General features: G+C 68.0%; 18 protein-coding genes. 8 read left to right on the top strand and 10 right to left on the bottom strand.

Annotated elements, in window-relative coordinates:
- Positions 1–9 precede the first annotated feature (9 nt).
- From U1701_RS02825 to rpmF, 5 genes are all read right to left on the bottom strand, one after another.
- A complete protein-coding gene (locus U1701_RS02825) occupies positions 10–360 on the bottom strand; it encodes a MerR family transcriptional regulator (protein WP_332781012.1) in 351 nt (116 codons plus the stop codon).
- A 5-nt stretch (positions 361–365) separates the two neighbouring features.
- Positions 366–662, bottom strand: coding sequence for an integration host factor subunit alpha (locus U1701_RS02820; protein WP_332781011.1), 297 nt, complete (start codon positions 660–662; stop codon positions 366–368).
- 70 nt (positions 663–732) lie between these two features.
- Entirely contained in the window at positions 733–1,701 is a 969-nt protein-coding gene (locus U1701_RS02815) for a beta-ketoacyl-ACP synthase III (RefSeq protein ID WP_332781010.1), read from the bottom strand.
- Complete coding sequence (gene plsX, locus U1701_RS02810; protein ID WP_332781009.1) at positions 1,698–2,726, bottom strand: phosphate acyltransferase PlsX; 1,029 nt, start codon at positions 2,724–2,726, stop codon at positions 1,698–1,700. Before plsX ends, U1701_RS02815 begins: the two co-directional genes overlap by 4 nt.
- A 109-nt stretch (positions 2,727–2,835) precedes the next feature.
- Complete coding sequence (rpmF, locus tag U1701_RS02805) at positions 2,836–3,015, bottom strand: 50S ribosomal protein L32 (protein WP_332781008.1); 180 nt, start codon at positions 3,013–3,015, stop codon at positions 2,836–2,838.
- Positions 3,016–3,215: 200 nt separating this feature from the next.
- Here rpmF and U1701_RS02800 point away from each other — a divergent pair, with 200 nt between their 5' ends.
- Complete coding sequence (locus tag U1701_RS02800) at positions 3,216–4,847, top strand: M28 family metallopeptidase (protein WP_332781007.1); 1,632 nt, start codon at positions 3,216–3,218, stop codon at positions 4,845–4,847.
- A 187-nt stretch (positions 4,848–5,034) separates the two neighbouring features.
- On the opposite strand, the gene U1701_RS02795 is transcribed toward U1701_RS02800, so the two are convergent.
- Entirely contained in the window at positions 5,035–5,694 is a 660-nt protein-coding gene (locus U1701_RS02795) for an MBL fold metallo-hydrolase (protein WP_332781006.1), read from the bottom strand.
- Between the two features lie 77 nt (positions 5,695–5,771).
- Between U1701_RS02795 and pabB the strand changes: the two genes are divergently transcribed.
- From pabB to msrA, 4 genes are all read left to right on the top strand, one after another.
- Positions 5,772–7,505 (top strand): aminodeoxychorismate synthase component I, encoded by a 1,734-nt coding sequence (pabB, locus tag U1701_RS02790; RefSeq protein ID WP_332781005.1) that lies wholly within the window; start codon positions 5,772–5,774, stop codon positions 7,503–7,505.
- Positions 7,506–7,555: 50 nt separating this feature from the next.
- The gene (locus U1701_RS02785) at positions 7,556–8,755 is read left to right on the top strand and encodes a pyridoxal phosphate-dependent aminotransferase (protein ID WP_332781004.1); all 1,200 of its coding nucleotides are present in this window, start codon (positions 7,556–7,558) and stop codon (positions 8,753–8,755) included.
- A gap of 153 nt (positions 8,756–8,908) precedes the next feature.
- Positions 8,909–9,052, top strand: coding sequence for a hypothetical protein (locus U1701_RS02780; RefSeq protein WP_332781003.1), 144 nt, complete (start codon positions 8,909–8,911; stop codon positions 9,050–9,052).
- Positions 9,053–9,125: 73 nt separating this feature from the next.
- Positions 9,126–9,785 (top strand): peptide-methionine (S)-S-oxide reductase MsrA, encoded by a 660-nt coding sequence (gene msrA, locus U1701_RS02775; RefSeq protein WP_332781002.1) that lies wholly within the window; start codon positions 9,126–9,128, stop codon positions 9,783–9,785.
- An 87-nt stretch (positions 9,786–9,872) separates the two neighbouring features.
- Here msrA and pdeM read toward each other — a convergent pair whose 3' ends face one another.
- Positions 9,873–10,535 (bottom strand): ligase-associated DNA damage response endonuclease PdeM, encoded by a 663-nt coding sequence (gene pdeM / locus U1701_RS02770; RefSeq protein WP_332781001.1) that lies wholly within the window; start codon positions 10,533–10,535, stop codon positions 9,873–9,875.
- A 101-nt stretch (positions 10,536–10,636) separates the two neighbouring features.
- Between pdeM and U1701_RS02765 the strand changes: the two genes are divergently transcribed.
- Positions 10,637–12,598, top strand: coding sequence for a potassium transporter Kup (locus tag U1701_RS02765; RefSeq protein WP_332781000.1), 1,962 nt, complete (start codon positions 10,637–10,639; stop codon positions 12,596–12,598).
- 137 nt (positions 12,599–12,735) lie between these two features.
- On the opposite strand, the gene U1701_RS02760 is transcribed toward U1701_RS02765, so the two are convergent.
- The 3 genes from U1701_RS02760 to U1701_RS02750 form a co-directional block, all read right to left on the bottom strand.
- Positions 12,736–14,136, bottom strand: a complete 1,401-nt coding sequence (locus tag U1701_RS02760; RefSeq protein ID WP_332780999.1) for a M20/M25/M40 family metallo-hydrolase — start codon at positions 14,134–14,136, stop codon at positions 12,736–12,738.
- A 92-nt stretch (positions 14,137–14,228) separates the two neighbouring features.
- Positions 14,229–15,167 carry an aspartyl protease family protein gene (locus U1701_RS02755; protein WP_332780998.1) on the bottom strand — a complete coding sequence of 313 codons (939 nt, stop codon included), beginning with the start codon at positions 15,165–15,167 and terminating at the stop codon, positions 14,229–14,231.
- A 129-nt stretch (positions 15,168–15,296) separates the two neighbouring features.
- On the bottom strand, positions 15,297–17,720 hold the full coding sequence (locus tag U1701_RS02750) for a ligase-associated DNA damage response DEXH box helicase (protein WP_332780997.1): 2,424 nt from the start codon (positions 17,718–17,720) through the stop codon (positions 15,297–15,299).
- A 90-nt stretch (positions 17,721–17,810) separates the two neighbouring features.
- Between U1701_RS02750 and U1701_RS02745 the strand changes: the two genes are divergently transcribed.
- Positions 17,811–18,410 carry a hypothetical protein gene (locus U1701_RS02745; protein WP_332780996.1) on the top strand — a complete coding sequence of 200 codons (600 nt, stop codon included), beginning with the start codon at positions 17,811–17,813 and terminating at the stop codon, positions 18,408–18,410.
- Between the two features lie 162 nt (positions 18,411–18,572).
- Positions 18,573–19,571, top strand: coding sequence for a ligase-associated DNA damage response exonuclease (locus U1701_RS02740; RefSeq protein WP_332780995.1), 999 nt, complete (start codon positions 18,573–18,575; stop codon positions 19,569–19,571).
- Positions 19,572–19,679: the final 108 nt, after the last annotated feature.

The raw sequence follows: 19,679 nt of genomic DNA, 5'->3' as shown, positions 1-19,679 counted from the left end.
GAAGCGAGCCTAAACCCCGTCCTCGGCCAGCGCCCGCGCCAGCAAATCCCGAATCGCCCGCAACGTATCGATCGGCGTCCCGACATTGCTGCCGACTTCCTTGGCGAGCAGTTGCTGCACGCCGCGCACCGTATAGCCCTCGCGGTTCAGCAGCGTGTCGATCCGCCGCACCAGCGCGACGTCCTCGGTGCGGTAGTAACGCCGGTTGCCCGCGCGCTGCAGCGGCCGCAGTTGGGGAAACCGCGTCTCCCAATAGCGCAGAATATGCTGCGGCAGACCGGTGTCGCGCGACAGCTCTCCGATGGTGCGAAACGCGGTACTGGTCTTGCCGCCCCTCTCGTCGACGGGCGCGTCGGGCACCCGAATCAGCCCGCGCCGACGATGCGTTCGCGCATCATCTGGCTGGCGCGGAAGGTCAGCACGCGGCGCGGCGCGATCGGCACTTCGATCCCGGTCTTGGGGTTGCGGCCGATCCGCTCGCCCTTGTCGCGCAGGACGAACGTGCCGAAGCCGGAGATCTTGACGTTCTCGCCGCGCGACAAGGCGCCGCACATTTCGGCCAGAATCTGTTCAACGATCTTCGAGGAGTCCGCACGCGACAGACCGACTTCGCGGTGCAGCGATTCGGCGAGATCCGCCCGCGTCAACGTCCCTGTGGTCATCGCTACTCTCCCCGGCCCAAATCGTAATCTACACACGGCCGTACCGGACCGAAAGTGCTTTATGAAGCGCTCAGAATCGGACCACCGCGGCGCCCCAGGTGAAACCGCCGCCCATTGCCTCGAGCACGACGATCTGCCCCTCGCGGATTCGCCCGTCGCGCACCGCGACGTCGAGCGCGAGCGGCACCGAAGCGGCCGAGGTGTTTGCGTGCTGGTCGACCGTCACGACGACCTTGTCGGGCGCCAGGCCCAGCTTCCGCGCGGTCGCGTCCAGGATGCGCGCATTCGCCTGATGCGGCACCACCCAGTCGACGTCGGCGGCTTCGATCCCCGCCATCGCCAACGACTCGGTCATCACCGCGGCCAGGTTGGTGACCGCATGGCGGAACACCTCGCGGCCCTTCATGCGCAGCTTGCCGACGGTCCCGGTGGTCGAGACGCCGCCGTCGACATACAGCAATTCGTTGTGGCGCCCGTCGGCATGCAGTTTGGTCGTCAGGATCCCGCGGCCATCTGCGTCGCTAGTGTCCTGCGCTTCCAGCACGATCGCCCCGGCGCCGTCGCCGAACAGCACGCAGGTGGTGCGATCCTCCCAGTCGAGGATCCGGCTGAACGTCTCCGCACCGATCACCAGCGCACGCTTGGCGACGCCGCTACGGATCATGCTGTCGGCGACCTGCACCGCATAGAGGAAGCCCGAGCAGACTGCGGCGACGTCGAACGCGACGCAGTCGTCGATGCCCAGCATCGCCTGCACCTTGGTCGCGGTGCTGGGAAAGGTCTGGTCGGGCGTCGCGGTCGCGAGCACGATCAGGTCGATGTCCTGCGCCGCGCATCCTGCCGCAGCGAGCGCCGCCTTGGACGCGTCATGGGCGAGCGTGCCCGTGGTCTCGTCGGCGCCGGCGATATGCCGGAAGCGGATTCCGGTGCGCTCGACGATCCATTCGTCGCTGGTGTCGACGGTTTTCGCCAGTTCGGCGTTCGAGACGCGGCGTGCGGGAAGCGCGGAGCCGGTGCCGGTGATGACGCTGCGGATCATGCGGCCTTCTCGAGCGTGCCCAGATCGTCGGCGATGCGGCGGATCAGATCGTTGTTGACCATCTTGGCGGCGTTGCCGATCGCGGTCGCGACGCCGCGCTCGTTGGCGCCGCCATGGCTCTTCACGACGATGCCGTTCAGACCCAGGAAGACCGCGCCGTTGTGGTTGTTGGGGTCGAGATGATCGCGCAGCAATTCGGTCGCCGGCTTGGAGATCAGGAAGCCGAGCTTCGAGCGCACCGAGCTGCGGAACGCGCGCTTGAGCAGGTCGGCAACGAATCGCGCGGTGCCCTCGGCGGTCTTGAGCGCGATATTGCCCGAAAAGCCGTCGCAGACTACGACGTCGACTTCGCCGCGCGACAATCGGTCGCCCTCGACAAAGCCGTTGAACTGCATGTCGACCGCCGCCATCGCGCGCAGCTGCGCCGCGGCGTCGCGAATCTCGTCGGTGCCCTTCATGTCCTCGCTGCCGATGTTCAGCAGCGCGACCCGCGGGTGGGCGATGTCGAGCGCGGTGCGCGCATAGGCAGCACCCATGACGGCGAACTGGACGAGGTTGCGCGCGTCGCACTCGGTGTTCGCACCAAGGTCGAGCATCACCATGTCGGTGTCGCCGAGCGTCGGCAGCCGTGCGGCCAGCGCGGGCCGGTCGATCCCGGGCAGCATCCGCAACGACAGCTTCGCCATCGCCATCAGCGCGCCGGTATTGCCGGACGAGACCGCCGCCGAAGCGCGTCCCTTCTTCACCAGGTCGATCGCGATTCCCATCGAAGTCGTCTTGGCGCGACGCATCGCCTGGCTCGGCTTGTCGCTCGAGCCGACCACTTCGGGGGCGTGGACGATTTCGGAATGCTGGGACAGGTTCGGATGGGCCTTCAGCCCCTCGCGAATCGCCGTCTCGTCGCCGACGAGCAGGAACCGCATACCCGCTTGCTGATTGCGCGCGAGTGCGACCCCGGCGAGCATCACAGCCAACCCGTCATCGCCACCCATCGCGTCGACCGCGATCCAGCCGCTGTCGGGCATGCTACGTCCTTCGCAAGTGCATAGAGGCTTCGGAGCCGCACGAATCCGCGCGTCTCGCGGTGGCGATGCCCATCAACGGACAGCCGCCACCGCCTGTTCCAAAAGCCGCTTAGCCTTCGACCGAGACGATTTCACGACCGTTATAATGGCCGCAGGAATTGCACAGATTGTGCGGGCGCTTCAGCTCGCCGCAGTTCGGGCATTCCTGGAACGACGCGATGGTGAGTGCGTCGTGACCGCGGCGCATGCCACGCTTGGAGGGCGAAGTTTTTCTTTTGGGGACGGCCATTTCGGCACCTTGTTCTTCTAAAAGGTCGGGGCTCCGATAAACCCGGACGCGGGACTCGGCAACCGACGAGAATGTCGGCCGCGTGAGCTACCATACGGCCGGACGCATCGCGAAGCGTGGCGCTATAGCGAGAATCGCTCGCGTTGCAAGGGTGCGCGCGGCGTGGCACGCCGTTGCCTCCTCCGTTTCTAGGGACGCCCATGCCACCAACGCTCCGCTTCGTCATCGCGTTCGCCGCCGCCGCGCTGGTCGCACCCTCCGCGGGCGCGCAGGAGGCGGCCCGCCTGTCCGCCGACGTAAAGACGCTCGCGTCCGATTCGTTCGAGGGGCGCGCACCCGGCACAGCCGGCGAAACCAAGACGATCGATTGGCTGGTCGCCCGGTTCAAGGCGCTGAAGCTGCAGCCGGGCGGGCCGGACGGCCAGTGGACGCAGCCCGTCCCGCTCGTCCACACCCGTCTCGGCAACGGCACGCTGACCGCGGGCGCGGTGCCGCTGGTGCAGGGGCGCGACGTCTATGTCAGCACGGTCCGCCCGGTCGACCGCGTGGCGATTCGCGACGCGGCGATGGTGTTCGTCGGCTACGGCGTCACCGCGCCCGAACGCGGCTGGGACGACTTCAAGGGAGTCGACCTTCGCGGCAAGATCGCGGTGTTTCTCGTCAACGACCCCGATTTCGAGGCGGCGGCGGGCGATGATTCGGCGGGCAAGTTCGGCGACCGCCGGATGACCTATTATGGCCGCTGGACGTATAAATATGAGGAAGCCGCGCGGCGGGGCGCGATCGGCGCGCTGATCGTCCACGACACGCCGGGCGCCGGCTATGGCTGGGCGACCGTCACCGCGCCCGCCGGCGAGAATTACGACATCGTCCGCCAGGATCCGGCGTCGCGCGTGCTGTTGCAGGGCTGGATCGAGGGGGCAGCCGCAACCCGGCTGTTCGCGGCGTCCGGTCTCGATCTGGCCACGCTGCGCAAAGCCGCGCGGCGCAGCGACTTCCGCCCGGTCTCGCTAAAGCAGACCTTCTCCGCCGACCTGCCAGTCATCTTCGAGCGCGCCGAAAGCCGCAACGTCCTCGCAAAACTCCCCGGCCGCGGTCACCCCGACGAGGTGGTGATGTTCGGCGCACACTGGGACGCGTACGGCAAGGGCGCGCCCGACGCGCAGGGCCGCACGATCCGCCCCGGTGCCAATGATGACGCGCTCGGCGTCGCCGGCGTGGTCGAACTCGCGCGGCTGTTCGCCGCCAAGCCGCCCGCCGATCGCACCATGGTTTTCGCGCTATGGAGCGGCGAGGAACGCGGGCTGCTCGGGTCGGAAACCTATGCCGTGAACCCGGTCTATCCCGCAGCCAAGACCGTCGCCAACCTGACTCTCGACATCCTGCAGACCGCCGGGCCGTCGCGCGATGTGATGCTGGTCGGCGCCGGCCAGAACGACCTGGAGGACATGCTCGCCGCGGCCGCCAAGGCGCAGGGCAGGGTAGTCACCCCCGAAGCGCTCCCCGAACGGGGTCTGTTCTACCGCGCCGATCATTTCTCGGTCGCCAGGCGCGGCGTGCCGACGTTGCTGCTGATGGCGATCAGCGGCGCGCCCGACCTCGTCGCCGGTGGCCGCGCCGCGGGGCAGGCATGGCTCGACGGTTACATGAAATGCTACCACCAGACCTGCGACGCCTGGGACGCGAGCTGGGATTTCCGCGGCGCGGCGCAGGATGTCGGGCTGTTCGCGGCGATCGGCGGGACGCTCGCCAACGGCCGGATGTGGCCACAGTGGCGCGACGGCTCCGAGTTCAAGGCGATCCGCGCCGAGACGACGGCGGAGCGGCGCTAAACCTCTCTCCCCTCCCTGGAAGGGAGGGGTCGGGGGTGGGTCGGCTTGGGGCGCGGCGTTCCCTCGACACTCACCCCCAGCCCCTCCCTGCCAGGGAGGGGAGCAATAGGGCCGCCGACTGCATGGGCCCAGGCGGTCGCCGGAGAGTAAGAGAATCCCATCAAAGTACCACCTTGATGGGCAGCGGTTACGCCGCCATCGCCCGATCGCTCACGAACATGTTGGTCGCGCGCTCATGCCCGAACGTGCTCGCTGCGCCGTGGCCGGGAATGAACGTCGTATCACTCCCCAGCGGCCATAATTTCTCGACGATCGATCGCAGCAGCACCTGATGATTCCCACCCGGCATGTCCGATCGCCCGACCGATCCCTGGAACAGCACGTCGCCGACCTGCGCGAACTTCGACGGCGCATGGTAGAAGATCACATGCCCCTCGGTGTGCCCCGGCGTCTCGTAGACGTCGAGCACCAGATCGCCGACCGTCACCGTGTCGCCCTCGACCAGCCACCGGTCGGGCTCGAAATTGACGCCCGTGATGCCGTATTTCGGGCCGTCCTGATCGAGCCGCTGCAACCAGAAGCGATCGGCCTCGTGCGGCCCCTCGATCGGCACGCCCAGATCGTCCGACAGCGCCTTGGCCTCGCCGGCATGATCGATATGGCCGTGCGTCAGCAGGATTTTCTCGACCGTCACGCCCGCCTTCGCGACCGCGGCCTTGATCCGCGGCAGGTCGCCGCCCGGATCGACGATCGCCGCCCTCATCGTCGCGGTGCACCAGATCAGTGTGCAGTTCTGCTGGATCGGCGTGACGGGGATGATGGTGGCGCGCAGCGGAGTGTCGGTCATGGCCGCAAAATAGGCGTCCGCGCGGTTTCCGGCAATCGTCGCTTGCGGTTCCGCGTGCGCCGCGTGCATCTGGCGTCATGCTGACTGCGCCTTTCGTATTGCTGGATGACGCCAGCGCAGGGGGCGCCCCGCCGCGGCTCTACCGCGATCCGGTACGGATCGTCCGCGCCGATATGCCCGCGCAGGTCCTGCCCGCGCTCGAAGCGCTGCGGGCAGCGTGCGCCGAGGGGCTCCATGCCGCGGGCTACCTAACCTACGAGGCCGGCGAGGCGCTCGCCGCGCGTCCCGTCGGCATGGCCGCCGTCGGCCCGCTGCTCTGGTTCGGTCTGTTCCGCGGTTACCAGAGCCCCGCCGACGTCGCCGCGCTGCTCCCCAACCCCGCCGGCGCGCGGGCTGGGCCGCCGCAGCCGGTGCTCGACGCTGCGGAGTACGACACCGCCTTCGCCCGCGTCTCGCAGCTGATCGCGGCGGGCGACATCTACCAGGCGAACCTGACTTTCGCGGCGACGATCCCGTTCGTCGGCGACCCGTTCGCGCTCTACGCGGGGCTCCGCGCTCAGTCGTGCGCCGGCTATGGCGCGCTGATCGACACCGGCGAACACCGTTTCCTCTCGCTGTCTCCCGAACTCTTCTTCGCGCTCGACGGCGACACGCTCACCTGCCGTCCAATGAAGGGCACCGCGGCCCGCGGCGACACGCCCGACGAGGATCGGGCCCTCGCCGCCGCGCTGGCTGCCGATCCCAAGCAGCGCGCCGAAAATCTGATGATCGTCGACCTGATGCGGAACGACATGTCGCGCGTCGCCCGTCACGTCGCCGTGCCCGACCTCTTCACTGTCGAGACCTACCCCACCGTCCACCAGATGACCTCGACGATCACCGCGACGCTTGAGGACGGCCGCGACTCGATCGACGTGATCGCCGCGCTGTTCCCCTGCGGTTCGATCACTGGCGCGCCCAAGCAGCGCGCGATGGAGGTGATCGCCGAAGTCGAACGCGCGCGTCCTCGCGGGCTCTACACCGGCGCGATCGGCTACCTCGATCCCAATGGCGACGCGATGTTCAACGTCGCGATCCGCACGCTGACCGTGGACGGCGCCACCGCCGTGATGGGCCTGGGCTCCGGGATCGTCGCCGACAGCGACGCCGGCGAGGAGCGCCGCGAATGCCTCGCCAAGGCGGCGTTCGTCACCGCCGGCCAGCGCGCGATCGACCTGATCGAGACGATGGCGTTCGATCCTGAGGCCGGCATCCCCCTGCTCGAACGCCATCTCGCGCGGATGAAGGCGAGCGCGGACACGCTGGGCCTCGCATTCGACCGCCACGCCGCGCGCAACGAACTGCAGGCCGCGACTTTCCGGCTGCGTAGCCCCAAGCGGATCCGTCTGCTGCTCGCCGCCTCGGGTGCGCTCGCGATCGAGGTCGGGTCGGTGCCGGTCTCGCCCGCGCTCGCCCAGGTCGCGATCGTTCCCTTGCCGGTCGCCGCAAGCGACTACCGTCTGCGCCACAAGACCAGCGACCGCGGCTTCTACGACGCCGCCCGCGCCGCCGCCGGCACGTTCGAGGTGCTGTTCGAGGATTCCGACGGCTGTCTGACCGAAGGCAGCTTCACCTCGCTGTTCGTGCCCCGCGGCGACACGCTCGTCACCCCGCCCGCGGGAGCGCTGCTGCCCGGCGTGCTGCGTGCGGAGCTGCTCGAAACCGGCCGTGCGATCCAGGGGCGACTCACCCGCGCCGACCTGACCCACGGATTCCGTATCGGAAATGCACTCCGGGGGCTCATTCCCGCCGTTGTTGCGGTTGCGAAATAGCGCGTATCCGCCCATAGCCACGCCGCCTCTTAACCGTAAGGCCCGACATCATGCACGCCTCCGCCGCTCTCGGCCGCATCAGCCCGTCGCCCACGCTCGCCATCACCAGCCGCGTCATCGAGCTGAAGCGCGCAGGCGTCGACGTGATCGGCCTGGGCGCGGGCGAGCCCGATTTCGACACGCCCGATTTCGTGAAGGATGCCGCGATCGCCGCGATCCGCGCGGGCCAGACCAAATACACCAATGTCGACGGCACGATCGAGCTGAAGCAGGCGATCGCCGCCAAGTTCGCGCGCGACAACGGCCTGACCTATGCGACCGACCAGATCAGCGTGAACGTCGGCGGTAAGCACACCTTGTTCAACGCGATGGTCGCGACGATCGACCCGGGCGACGAGGTCGTCATCCCGGCACCCTATTGGGTCAGCTATCCCGACGTCGTCCAGTTCGCCGGCGGCGTCCCCGTGATCGTCAAGGCGGGCCCCGAGGTCGGCTACAAGCTCGACCCCGCAGCCCTCGACGCCGCGATCACGCCGAAGACCAAGTGGGTGATTCTCAACTCGCCGTCGAACCCGACCGGCGCCGCTTACACGATCGACGAACTGAAGGCGCTCGGCGCCGTGCTCGCGCGCCATCCGCATGTCTGGATCTTCGCCGACGATATGTACGAGCATATCGTCTATGACGGCTTCAAGTTCGCGACGATCGCCGAGGCGTGTCCCGAGCTGTTCGACCGCACGCTAACCGTCAACGGCTGCTCCAAGGCCTATGCGATGACCGGCTGGCGGATCGGCTATGCCGGCGGCGCGTCGTGGCTGATCAAGGCGATGGCCAAGCTCCAGTCGCAGTCGACCTCGAACCCGTGCTCGATCGCGCAGGCCGCTGGGGTCGCCGCGCTCAACGGCGACCAGTCGTTCCTCGCCGAGCGCAACGCCGCCTTCCAGGGCCGCCGCGACCTCGTCGTGTCGATGCTCAACCAGATCGACGGCATGCACTGCCCGACCCCGGAGGGCGCGTTCTACGTCTATCCGTCGTTCGCCGAGCTGATCGGCAAGTCGACCCCGTCGGGCCGGCTGATCGACACCGATGAGGCGATGGTCGGCTATCTGCTCGACGACGCCAAGGTCGCGGTCGTGCAGGGCGCCGCGTTCGGCCTCTCGCCGGCGTTCCGGATCAGCTACGCGACCTCGGACGCGCTGCTCCGCGAAGCCTGCACGCGCATCCAGACCGCCTGCGCCGCGCTGCGCTAAACCTATCGCTCCGGTGAACGGGCGGGTCACGCCGCGTTCACCGGTGTGTTTCTAGAAACGACATTGCGGAACGGCACGATCGGGACGATCTGCCGCTACGGCATCGGCGTCGCTTTTTTGTCGACGCCGCGAACGACACTCAAAGGACGCACCATGCGTAACATCCTCTCATCAAGTTTCCTGTGGCAGTTCGCCGGGGGCTTCGTGCTCGGCGCGATCGGACTCGTCGCACTCCAGCCCGCCGCCGAAACGCAGGCACTGCGTAGCCACGTCGCGAGCATCGTCCACGATCGCTGATTACGGCACTGGTCATAGCGCTGTCCCCGCCGCCGACCTTGGCGCGGGGCGGGCGCATACCCATATCGCGGCCATGAAAAAGACCCTTCTATCGGCGTTGTGCGCGACCGGCATCCTCGGCGTCGCGTTGTCGACCGGCATGGCACAGGCCGAGCGCGCGGTGATCATCCCGGCGTCCAAGAACGACGTTCCCGCTACGCCCGGCCTGCAGACCGCGATCCTCGCCGGCGGGTGCTTTTGGGGGCTCGAAGCGGTATTCGAGCATGTGAAGGGCGTCACCTCGGTCACCAACGGCTATGCCGGCGGGACCCGAACGACCGCGACCTATGATCAAGTCTCCACCGAGACGACCGGCCACGCCGAGGCGGTGAAGATCACCTATGATCCGCGCCGCGTGAGCTACGGCACACTGCTTCGCGTCTATTTCTCGATCGCGCACGATCCGACTCAGCTGAATCGCCAGGGCCCCGACAGCGGCCCGAGCTACCGCTCTGCAATTTTCCCGCAGTCTCCGGCGCAGGCGCAGGTCGCGCGCGCGTACATCGCGCAGCTGGGCCAGACGCTCGCCTATTCGAAGCCGATCGTGACCAGGCTCGAGACCGGCGGCTTCTACCCGGCCGAGGCGTATCACCAGAACTTCTTCGACCGGAACCCGACGCATCCGTATATTGTCGCCTGGGACAAGCCCAAGCTGGCGGCGTTCCGGAAGGCGTTCCCGACGATCGCGAGCTGATCGGCTGGGGTGGGTAGACGCGCGCATGACGCCGGCGTGTGCCACAATCGACCCACCCCCGACCCCTCCCTTGCAGGGAGGGGAGGTTTACGCCGCCACCGGAAACCGCAACATCCGGTCCGCCACCGGCACCAGCGCCTCCGCCCCGAGCCCGACCGCGCGAACGATCTCGGGGTGGTCGACGTCCAGCCCACCGGTCAGCGCACCGAACGCCGGCAGGATCAGCTTGGTCGCGGTCGCCACGAAACACCGCCGCGCGACCTGTTTCCCCCGCACCCGCACGCGCAGCTTGGGGTGGAAATGCCCCGACAGCTCGGGGCACGATTCGGCCCGGTCGGCCTCGTGACGTAGCACCAACCCGTCGACGACCGCCTCGTCGACCACCTCGCCGCCGCAGCGGTCGAGGATCGTACGGTCGTGATTGCCCGTGATCCAGGTCCAGCGAGTCGCATCGGTCAGCGCGCGCAACATGTCCTGCGCGCGCTGCGGCAGGCGTTCGCAGCCGTCGCTGTCGTGGAAACTGTCGCCCAGGCACCAGATCTCGTCCGCGCCGGTCGCCGCGACCAGCGCGGTAAGGTCGGCGAGCGTCGCGATCGAATCATAGGGCGGCAGCATCTGTCCACGCAGCGCGAACCAGCTTGCCTTCTCGAAATGCAGGTCGGCGACCAGCAACGCGCGGCGTGCGGGCCAGAACAGGGCCCCCTGGGGTAGCGCGAGCAACGCGTGTCCGCCGAACGAAAAGGGAACCATCGCTGTGCCATGCCGATACGGCGCGGGTGAAGCAAGCTCTTGTGCGCCGTCGCAATCGGCGTAAAGCGCGCCGTCATCCGTGAAGGAGCGCTTTTCGCGCCATGTCGTCCGTCGCCGGAATTTCCGTCCACCCGAACGCTACCGTATCCTCGGCGGCGCACGTCCACGCGCATCCCGCGTTGCTCGCGCTTACCGTCGGCGCGATCGGCGTGGTGTTCGGCGATATCGGCACCAGCCCGCTCTATGCGTTCCGCGAAGCGCTGGGCCAGACCGCGGGCAACGGCATCGACCCGTCCGAGATCCTCGGCGTGCTCAGCCTGGCTCTGTGGTCGCTGTTCCTCGTCGTCACCGTCAAATACGTGCTGTTCCTGATGCGCGCCGACAATCAGGGTGAGGGCGGGGTGCTCGCGCTCGCCGCGCTGGCCCGCCGCGCGAAGGGCGTGCGCCCCCGCGTCGCGATCGTCCTCGGAGCCGCTGGCGCGTCGCTGTTCTACGGCGATGCGATCATTACGCCCGCACTGTCGGTGCTGTCCGCGATGGAGGGGCTGCGCACGATCCCGAGCGCGGCGCACATCTTCGATCAGGGAACGGTCCGCGCGCTGACGATCGCGATCCTGATCGCGTTGTTCCTGATCCAGTCGCGCGGCACCGCGCACGTTTCGAAGCTGTTCGGCCCGGTCTGCATCCTCTGGTTCCTCGCGATCGGCGGGCTGGGCGTGTGGCATATCGCCGACGAACCCTCGATCGTCCGCGTCTTCCTGCCCAGCTACGGCGTCATGTTCCTCGCGACGCACGGTGTCTTGGGACTGTTCGTGCTCGGCGCGGTGTTCCTGACGGTCACCGGTGCCGAGGCGCTGACCGCGGACATGGGGCATTTCGGGATCAAGCCGATCCGTCTCGGCTGGTTCTTCCTCGTTCTGCCCGCGCTCGCGCTCAACTATCTCGGGCAGGGGGCGTTCGCGCTATCGCGGCTCGAAGATGCGGCGGCGCGCGGTGTGCCGTTCGTCAACCAGGACTGGTTCTTCCTGATGGCGCCCGAGCCGCTGCGCCCCACGCTCGTCATCCTCGCGGGGCTCGCCACCGTGATCGCCAGCCAGGCGGTCATCACCGGTGCGTTCAGCCTGACTCAGCAGGCGATCCAGCTCGGCCTGTTGCCGCGGCTGCGCATCCGCCAGACCTCGGCCGCGTTCGCCGGGCAGATCTATCTGCCGACGATCAACTGGCTGTTGCTGGTCGGCGTCCTGATCCTCGTCGTGCAGTTCAAGACCTCGTCGGCGATGGCCGCGGCGTACGGCATCGCGGTGACGGGCACGATGGTCGTGACCACGTTGCTCGCCTACATCGTCGTGCGGCATCGCTGGAACTGGTCGCGCCCGCTCGCGCTCGCCGCGATCCTGCCGTTCCTCGCGCTCGACCTGATCTTCTTCGGCGCCAACATCCTGCGCGTGGTCGAGGGCGGCTGGGTACCGCTGGTGGTCGCCGCGGCGATCGGGCTGGTGATCTGGACCTGGGTGCGCGGCAAGACGATCGTCCGCGCGTTCGAACAGCGTCAGAGCATTCCGCTGCTCGACCTCGCCGCCGCGCTCGAAAAGCGTCCGCCCGAGCGCGTGTCGGGGACCGCGGTGTTCCTCACCGCCAACCCGCAGGCGACGCCCGGTGCGCTGCTCCACAATCTCAAGCACAACAAGGTGCTGCACGAGCGCAACCTGATCGTCAGTGTTCGCACGGCCGACCGGCCGTTCGTGCCCGACGACTGCCGTGCGCAGGTCGAACGGGTCAATGACGACTTTTCCAGCGTCGTCTTGACCTATGGCTTCATGGAATCGCCCGACGTGCCGCGCGACCTCGGCATCGGCGCCAAGTCCGAGCAGCTGGGGCTCGACCCGATGCGCACGTCGTTCTTCATCGGCCGCAACACGCTGAAGCCCGATGCGGAAAAGGGCATGCCGCCGTGGCAGGACCGCATCTTCGTGTTCCTGCAGCGCAACGCCAGCGACCCGACCGACTTCCTGCGGATTCCGCCGGGCAAGGTGCTGGAACTGGGCGAACAGGTCACGGTGTAGCGGTTGCTCCCCTCCCTGGAAGGGAGGGGCTGGGGGTGGGTGGGCTGGCGAGGAAACGCTGCTCACGCCCCAAGCCGACCCACCCCCGACCCCTCCCTTCCAGGGAGGGGGAAGGGGCCGTGCCTGGCGCTCGGCGCTTACCCCGCATACGCCTTGACCAGGTCGAACAGGTAATCGCGGCCCGTATACAGCGACGAGATCCGGATCCGCTCGTTCAGCCCGTGGATGCCGCCGAAATCCTTCTCGATCATGATCCCCGGCGCGCCGTAGACCGGGATGCCGATCGCCTCGAAGAAGATCCCGTCGGTTGCGCCCGTCGACATCAGCGGCAGCAGCGCCAGGCCGGGGAAATACTTCGCCGCCACCTTGGTCGCCGGCCCGGTGATCTTGGGATCGAGCGTCGGCGGAATCGCGGTAGGCCGCACCGGCTGGTTCGCCGTCACCGCCACCTTGGCGCCTGCCAGTTCCTTCAGCTTGGCGAGCGTCCCGTCGACCGTCTCGCCCGGAAAGATCCGGCAGTTGATGTTCGCGGTCGCGCGCTGCGGCAGCGCGTTCTCGGCATGGCCCGCGCTCAGCAGCGTCGCGACGCAGGTGGTGCGCAGCGTCGAATGCAGCGCCTTGTCGCGGCTGACGATCGCGTCGGCATCCTTGTCCTCGGGGTTGGCGAGCAGCCGCGTGATCGCGGTCCCGGTCTCGCCCGGGCTGGTCTTGGCGGTCGCGGTGAAGAAGGCGCGCGTCGTATCGGTGAACTTCACGGGGAATTCATAGCCCTGCACCGCCTTCACCGCGTCGGCGAGCTCGTAGATCGCGTTCGCCGGCGTCGGCTGCGAGCTATGCCCGCCGGGGTTGGTGGCTGCGAACGTATAGTTCTGCGAAGCCTTCTCGCCGACCTGGATCGCGAGCAATTGCGGCTTGCCGTCGTCGCCCAGCCGCCCGCCGCCGCCCTCGTTCAGCGCGAATTCGGCCGCGATCAGCTCAGGCCTGTTTGCTGCCAGATATTGCGCGCCGTTCCAGGCGAAGGTGGTCTCCTCGCCGCAGGTCAGCGCCAGCTTGATGGTGCGCTTGGGTTTATAGCCTTCGGTCTTGAAGCGGATCATCGCGTCCGCCCAGATCGCGGACTGTGCCTTGTCGTCGACCGTGCCGCGCGCGTAATAATAGCCGCCTTCCTCGACGAGCGTGAACGGGTCGCGCGCCCAGTCCTCGCGCTTGGCCTCGACCACGTCGAGATGCCCCAGCAGCAGCATCGGCTTGATCGATGCGTCGCTGCCCTTCAGCACCGCGACCAGCCCGCCGTCCTTGGGATGCTCCGGCACCGAGAAATAGGTGATGTCGGCATCGGCATAGCCCGCCGCCTTCAACCGCGCGCCGATCTGCGCGGCGGCCTGCGTACAGCTGCCTGCGGACAGCGTCGTGTTGGTCTCGACCAGCTCCTTGTACAGCCCGAAAAACGCCTTCTGGTCGGGCCGCGCCTGCGCCGTGGCGACCGAGGGGATCGTCAATATCGCGGTGGCCGCCATCAAGGCGTTGCGGATCGTCATGTAGTCCCCCTCATTGCTGTCGGCGCAAATAGAACCGCAATCGCGGCGACGCGCAACGGGTGTTCACCCCCTGCGTCATCCGGGTGACGATGCTAGAGCCCGAACCGCGGCGCCGGCCGGCCGGTGCGCGGCACGGTGAAGCGGATCTCGCGGTTGGCGAAGTCGATCTGTACGACGCGGAACAGCCGCAGCATGTCCATCCCCATCATCAGCGCCGGCCGGTGGTCGATCCCGAAGCGGCGGAACGGCGCGACATCGGCGAACGCGATCGGCACGTTGGAAAAGCCGATCCCGCCCAGCGACACGTCGTCGACCGCATAGCCGTCGGCGACCAGAGTCTCGCCGGTCGCCGCGACGACGCTGATCGGCCCCATCGCGGTGCCCGATTTGCCGATCGCCGCCCTGAGCGCCGCATTGCCCACCGAGATCGGCGACCCCGTGTCGATCACCACCGCGATCCGGGTACCCCGCCAATGCGCGTCGGTGACGATCAGCTGGCCATAGAGCGAGCGCGCGACGACGACGATCTCATCCGACGTGCCGCGCGAGGTGGTGCGCCGCTTGGTCGAGGGTTGCAGCGTCATCTGCTTGCGGTCGAAATCGATCCGCACCTTGTGCCCCTGCAGCACGTCGATCCCGATCATGCCCAGCGCCCCCAGGTTGCGCGCATCGAACGCAGGCGCGCGGATCGTTCCTTGCGTGATCGTGCTGACCGACAGATTCGGTATCAGCGTCGTCGCCACGGTCGAGGTGCCGACCATCGTGGTCACGCGCACGTCGCCGCCCGACGCTAGCCCCAGCACCCCCGCCAGTTCGCGCGCGACCACGGTGCGTTCGGCGCCGGTGTCGATCACGAACGGCCACGGCCCGCGCCTGGCGATCGTCACCGGCACCGTCATCCGCGTCGCGACGTCGCCGAGCAGCAACACGCTCTCATCGGTCAGCGGCAGTGGCGGCGGCGTCGTCGGCGGAATGACCAATTGCGTGGGCGGCGACGCGGCGGCGAGCAACACGGCGATCAAGGCCTTCATGGACGGAGGCTGCGCCCGAATCGGCCCTTTGGCAAGGGGAGCTTGTGCTCCTGCGCAGGCAGGAGCCCAGGGTTACACATGCCGCCGCCCGTTACCTTGGGTTCCTGCCTGCGCGGGAACACATAAGCCTTAATCCACCCGCATCGCCTCCGCCGCCAGCGCCTCCGCCTCCACCAGCAACGCGTCGTCGGCATTGCCCGTCGACACCTTCTCGCGCCCGATCAGCGTCAGCACCGGCACCGCCAGCGGCGTGACCCGCTCGGCATCGACATGCAGCATCGTATCCGCCGCGCGGTCGAGCAAATTGGCCAGCCGCCCGACATCGGTCATCCGCGCCCGCGCATCCGCCCACGCCGCCTCCAGCAGCAGGTGGGTCGGCTCGTATTTGCGCAGCACGTCGTAGATCAGGTCGGTCGAGAAGGTCACCTGCTTGCCGGTCTTGCGCTTGCCCGGATGCTGCCGCTCGACCAGCCCGCCGATCACCGCCACCTCGCGAAACGCGCGCTTCAGCAGATGCGATTGCTGCACCCATTCGACGAACTCGTGCTCGAGGATGTCGGACGAGAACAGCGACGCCGGGTCGGTGATCTTCTCCAGCCCGTACACCGCGATCGCATAGTCGTTCGCGACGAACCCCAGCGGCTTCAGCCCCTGCGTCTCCATCCGCCGCGTGATCAGCATGCCGAGCGACTGGTGCGCGTTCCACCCCTCGAAGCTGTACGCGACCATGTAATGCCGCCCCTCGCGCGGGAAGGTTTCCACAAGCAGCTGGCCGGGCTTGGGCAGCACCGAGCGATAGGCCTGGAACTCCAGCCATTCGCGCACATCGTCGGGAAACCGCGCCCATTCCTCCGGGCTGGCGAGAAACTCGCGGACGCGCGCGGCGAGGTTGGTCGACAACGGCATCCGGCTGCCGCCATAGGTCGGGATCCGCGCCGGCCGCGATGTCGCGCGCACGATCAGGTCCTCGGTGTCGATCTTCATCACCTCGAGGCTCAGCCCCGCGAAGAAGAAGGTGTCGCCGTGCGACAGGGTGGACGCGAACGCCTCCTCGACCTTGCCGAGCTGCCGGCCATTGTTGAAGCGCACCTGCAGCATCGTCGCCTCGACGATGATCCCCGCGTTCAGCCGGTGCTGGCCGATGAATTTCGGGTGGCTGACGCGCCACGATCCGTCCGCATCCTGCGTCAGCCGCTTGAACTTGTCATAGGCCTTCAACGAGTAGCCGCCGTCGCGGATGAACCCGAGCACGCGCTCGAACGTGTCGGTCGGCAACGCGGAATAGGGCAGGGCGGAGCGAATCTCGTCGAGCAGCGCATCCTGGTGGAACGGCGCCGCGCACGCGCACGCCATCACATGCTGCGCCAGCACGTCGAGCGCACCCTCGCGGAAGATGTCGGCGTCCAGTTCGCCCGCATCGACCGCGTCCAGCGCCGCGCGCGCCTCCAGATATTCGAACCGGTTGCCCGGCACGACGATCGCCTCCGACGATTCGTGCAGCCGGTGGTTGGCGCGCCCGATCCGCTGCAACAGCCGCGACGATCCCTTGGGCGCGCCCATCTGGATCACGCAGTCGACATCGCCCCAGTCGACGCCCAGGTCGAGGCTCGCGGTCGCGACCAGCGCGCGCAGCTTGCCGTCGGCCATCGCCCCTTCGACCTTCTGCCGCGCCTCCTTCGCTAGGCTGCCGTGATGCACGCCGATCGGCAGTGAATTGACGTTCGCCTTCCACAGGTCCTGAAAGATCAGCTCCGCCAGACTGCGCGTGTTGCAGAACACGATCGACGTCCTATGCGCCTCGATCTGCGCCATCACCTGCTCGGCGGCATAGCGTCCCGAATGCCCCGACCAGGGGATGCGCCCCTCGGGCAGCAGGATCGCGATGTTCGGCTCGGCCCCCGCCTCGCCCTGGACGCTCGCGACCTGGTCGATATCGCCATCGGGCGCCAGCCACGCGCGGTAGCCGTCGGCATCCGCGACCGTCGCCGACAGCGCCACGCGCCGCATCCCCGGCGAGATCCGCTGCAACCGCGCCATGCACAGCGACAGCAGGTCGCCACGCTTGCCGGTCGCGAACGCATGGACCTCGTCGACGACGATCGTGCGGATCCCCTCGAACATCGTGAAGCTGTCGGGATAGCTCAGCAGCAACGACAGCGATTCGGGCGTCGTCAGCAGGATCTGCGGCGGCTTCACCCGCTGCCGCGCCTTCTTGTCGGACGAGGTATCCCCCGTCCGCGTCTCGACGCGGAGGTCGAGCCCCATCTCGTCGATCGGCGTCAGCAGGTTGCGCTGCACATCGACCGCCAGCGCCTTCAGCGGCGACACGTACAGCGTGTGCAGCCCTTCGGTGGGGTTCTCGACCAGTTCGGCGAGCGTCGGCAGGAACCCGGCGAGCGTCTTCCCCGCGCCGGTCGCCGCCACCAGCAGCGCGTGGCGCCCGGCGCGGCCCTGCGCCAGCATCTCCAACTGGTGCCGCCGCGGCCGCCAACCCCGTGTGGCGAACCAGTTTTCCAAAATGGGGGGAAGGTCGCTCACGGCCTGTTCACGCATCGTCGCAATATGGGGGCGCTACGTCGGACCGCCATGGACGCGCGCGGCGCGCGCTGTTTTTGGCATCCGATCCGCATCGAAAGGTTCTATGTGCAGCTTCGCTATTGCTTCCTGCCCCTGATCGTATTGCTGCCGTTTGCGACCGCGCAGGCCGCGACCAAATCCTTCATCGGCGGCGGTGGCCTGGTGCGGCTGTCGCATCCCGCGAACCTCAACCCGACCCGCACCTTTTCGGGCCGTGCCCTGATGACCGGCGGCTGGCGGCTGATGTGGGACGGCAAGCCGGTCGGCCGTGGCGTCGGCATCGCGCGCTTCTGGCAGGTCGCCAAGCCGAAGGACGGCGTCGGGCAGGTGATGGAGATGGTCCAGATCGGCTTCAGCCGCGACGCCGGCGTGGTCGCGCGCTGCGGCACCGACGGCGCGAAGGGTGCCAACACCCGGCGCCTGCCCGACCGCATGCTCGGCGGCCAGCGCTGGACGGTGTACACCAACGGCGATGCAGGCATGAGCCAGGCCATCGCCGCGACCGACCTGCGCACCGTCGTCGACGGCACCTGCTACGCGGTCGACCGGGTGACCTACAGCATCAAGGCGGGGGCTGCCCCCGGCCGCACTGCCCCGACCCGGGCGGTCGCGGCGGCGAACATGGATGCGATCCTCGCGACGATCCACGTCGGCAGACGGCGCTGACCCCGTCACCCTAGAATATCGTCACCCCGGACTTGATCCGGGGTCCCGCTTGTTCCCGCCCGTCGAGATAGCGGGACCCCGGGTCGAGCCCGGGGTGACGGAACAGGTACGAATGCCGGAGCACCCTCCGGCACTTCCGCCGGGGCCACGCGTACTACCCCCATGGCAAAGCTCGGCGACTGGCTCGAACCCCACCCGCACGGCATCCTCGTCAAGCCGATCGACGCATGGATCGACCCCTCGATCCCCGCCGCGCGCGCGTTGGTGACGCACGGCCATGCCGACCACGCCCGCGGCGGCCACGACGCGGTCTGGGCGACCCCCGAGACGCTCGCGATCATGGACGCGCGCTACGGCCCGCAGGCCGGCAACCCCGTCGCGTACGGCGAGACGATCCGGATGGGAGAGGTCGACATCGGCTACGTCCCCGCCGGCCACGTCCTCGGCTCGGCGCAAATCGTGCTCGACTATCGCGGCGAGCGGATCGTCGTTTCCGGCGATTACAAGCGCCGTGCCGATCCCACCTGCACCCCGTTCCAGCCGGTCAAATGCGACGTCTTCGTCACCGAGGCGACGTTCGGCCTGCCGGTGTTCCGCCACCCCGACACCGGCGACGAGATCGACAAGCTGATCGCCGCGCTCCACGCCAACCCGGATCGCTGCGTCGTCGTCGGTGCCTATGCGCTGGGCAAGGCGCAACGCGTCATCGCCGAACTGCGCGAACGCGGCCACCATGCCCCGATCTACATCCACGGCGCGCTGCAACGGCTGTGCGACCTCTATGTCGAACACGGCGTCCGCCTCGGCGAACTGATCCCCGTCGCCGACACCAAGAAGGCCGAGATGGCCGGCCATGTCGTGATGTGCCCGCCGGGCGCGCTCAACGACCGCTGGTCCAGGCGGCTGCCCGACCCGATCACCGCGATGGCCAGCGGCTGGATGCGCGTCCGCCAGCGCGCGGTGCAGAAGAACATCGAACTCCCGCTGATCCTGTCGGACCATGCCGACTGGGACGAACTCACCGCCACGCTGACGGAAATCTCCCCGAAGGAAGTCTGGGTCACCCACGGCCGCGAGGATGCGCTCGTCCACTGGTGCATGACCCACCAGATCAAGGCGAGAGCGCTGGCACTGGTAGGGTTCGAAGATGAAGATGATTGATGTTCACGCTAAGCCGCGAAGACGCTAAGAGAAGAAGGGTTTTCACGCGGAGGCGCGGAGACGCGGAGAGAAGCAGAAGAGGGATCGCGCAGAGGCGCAGAGGACGCA

Origin of the sequence: Sphingomonas rhamnosi (assembly GCF_036663615.1) — a bacterium.
GTDB lineage: Bacteria > Pseudomonadota > Alphaproteobacteria > Sphingomonadales > Sphingomonadaceae > Sphingomonas.
This window is presented reverse-complemented; position numbering and strand designations above follow the sequence as displayed.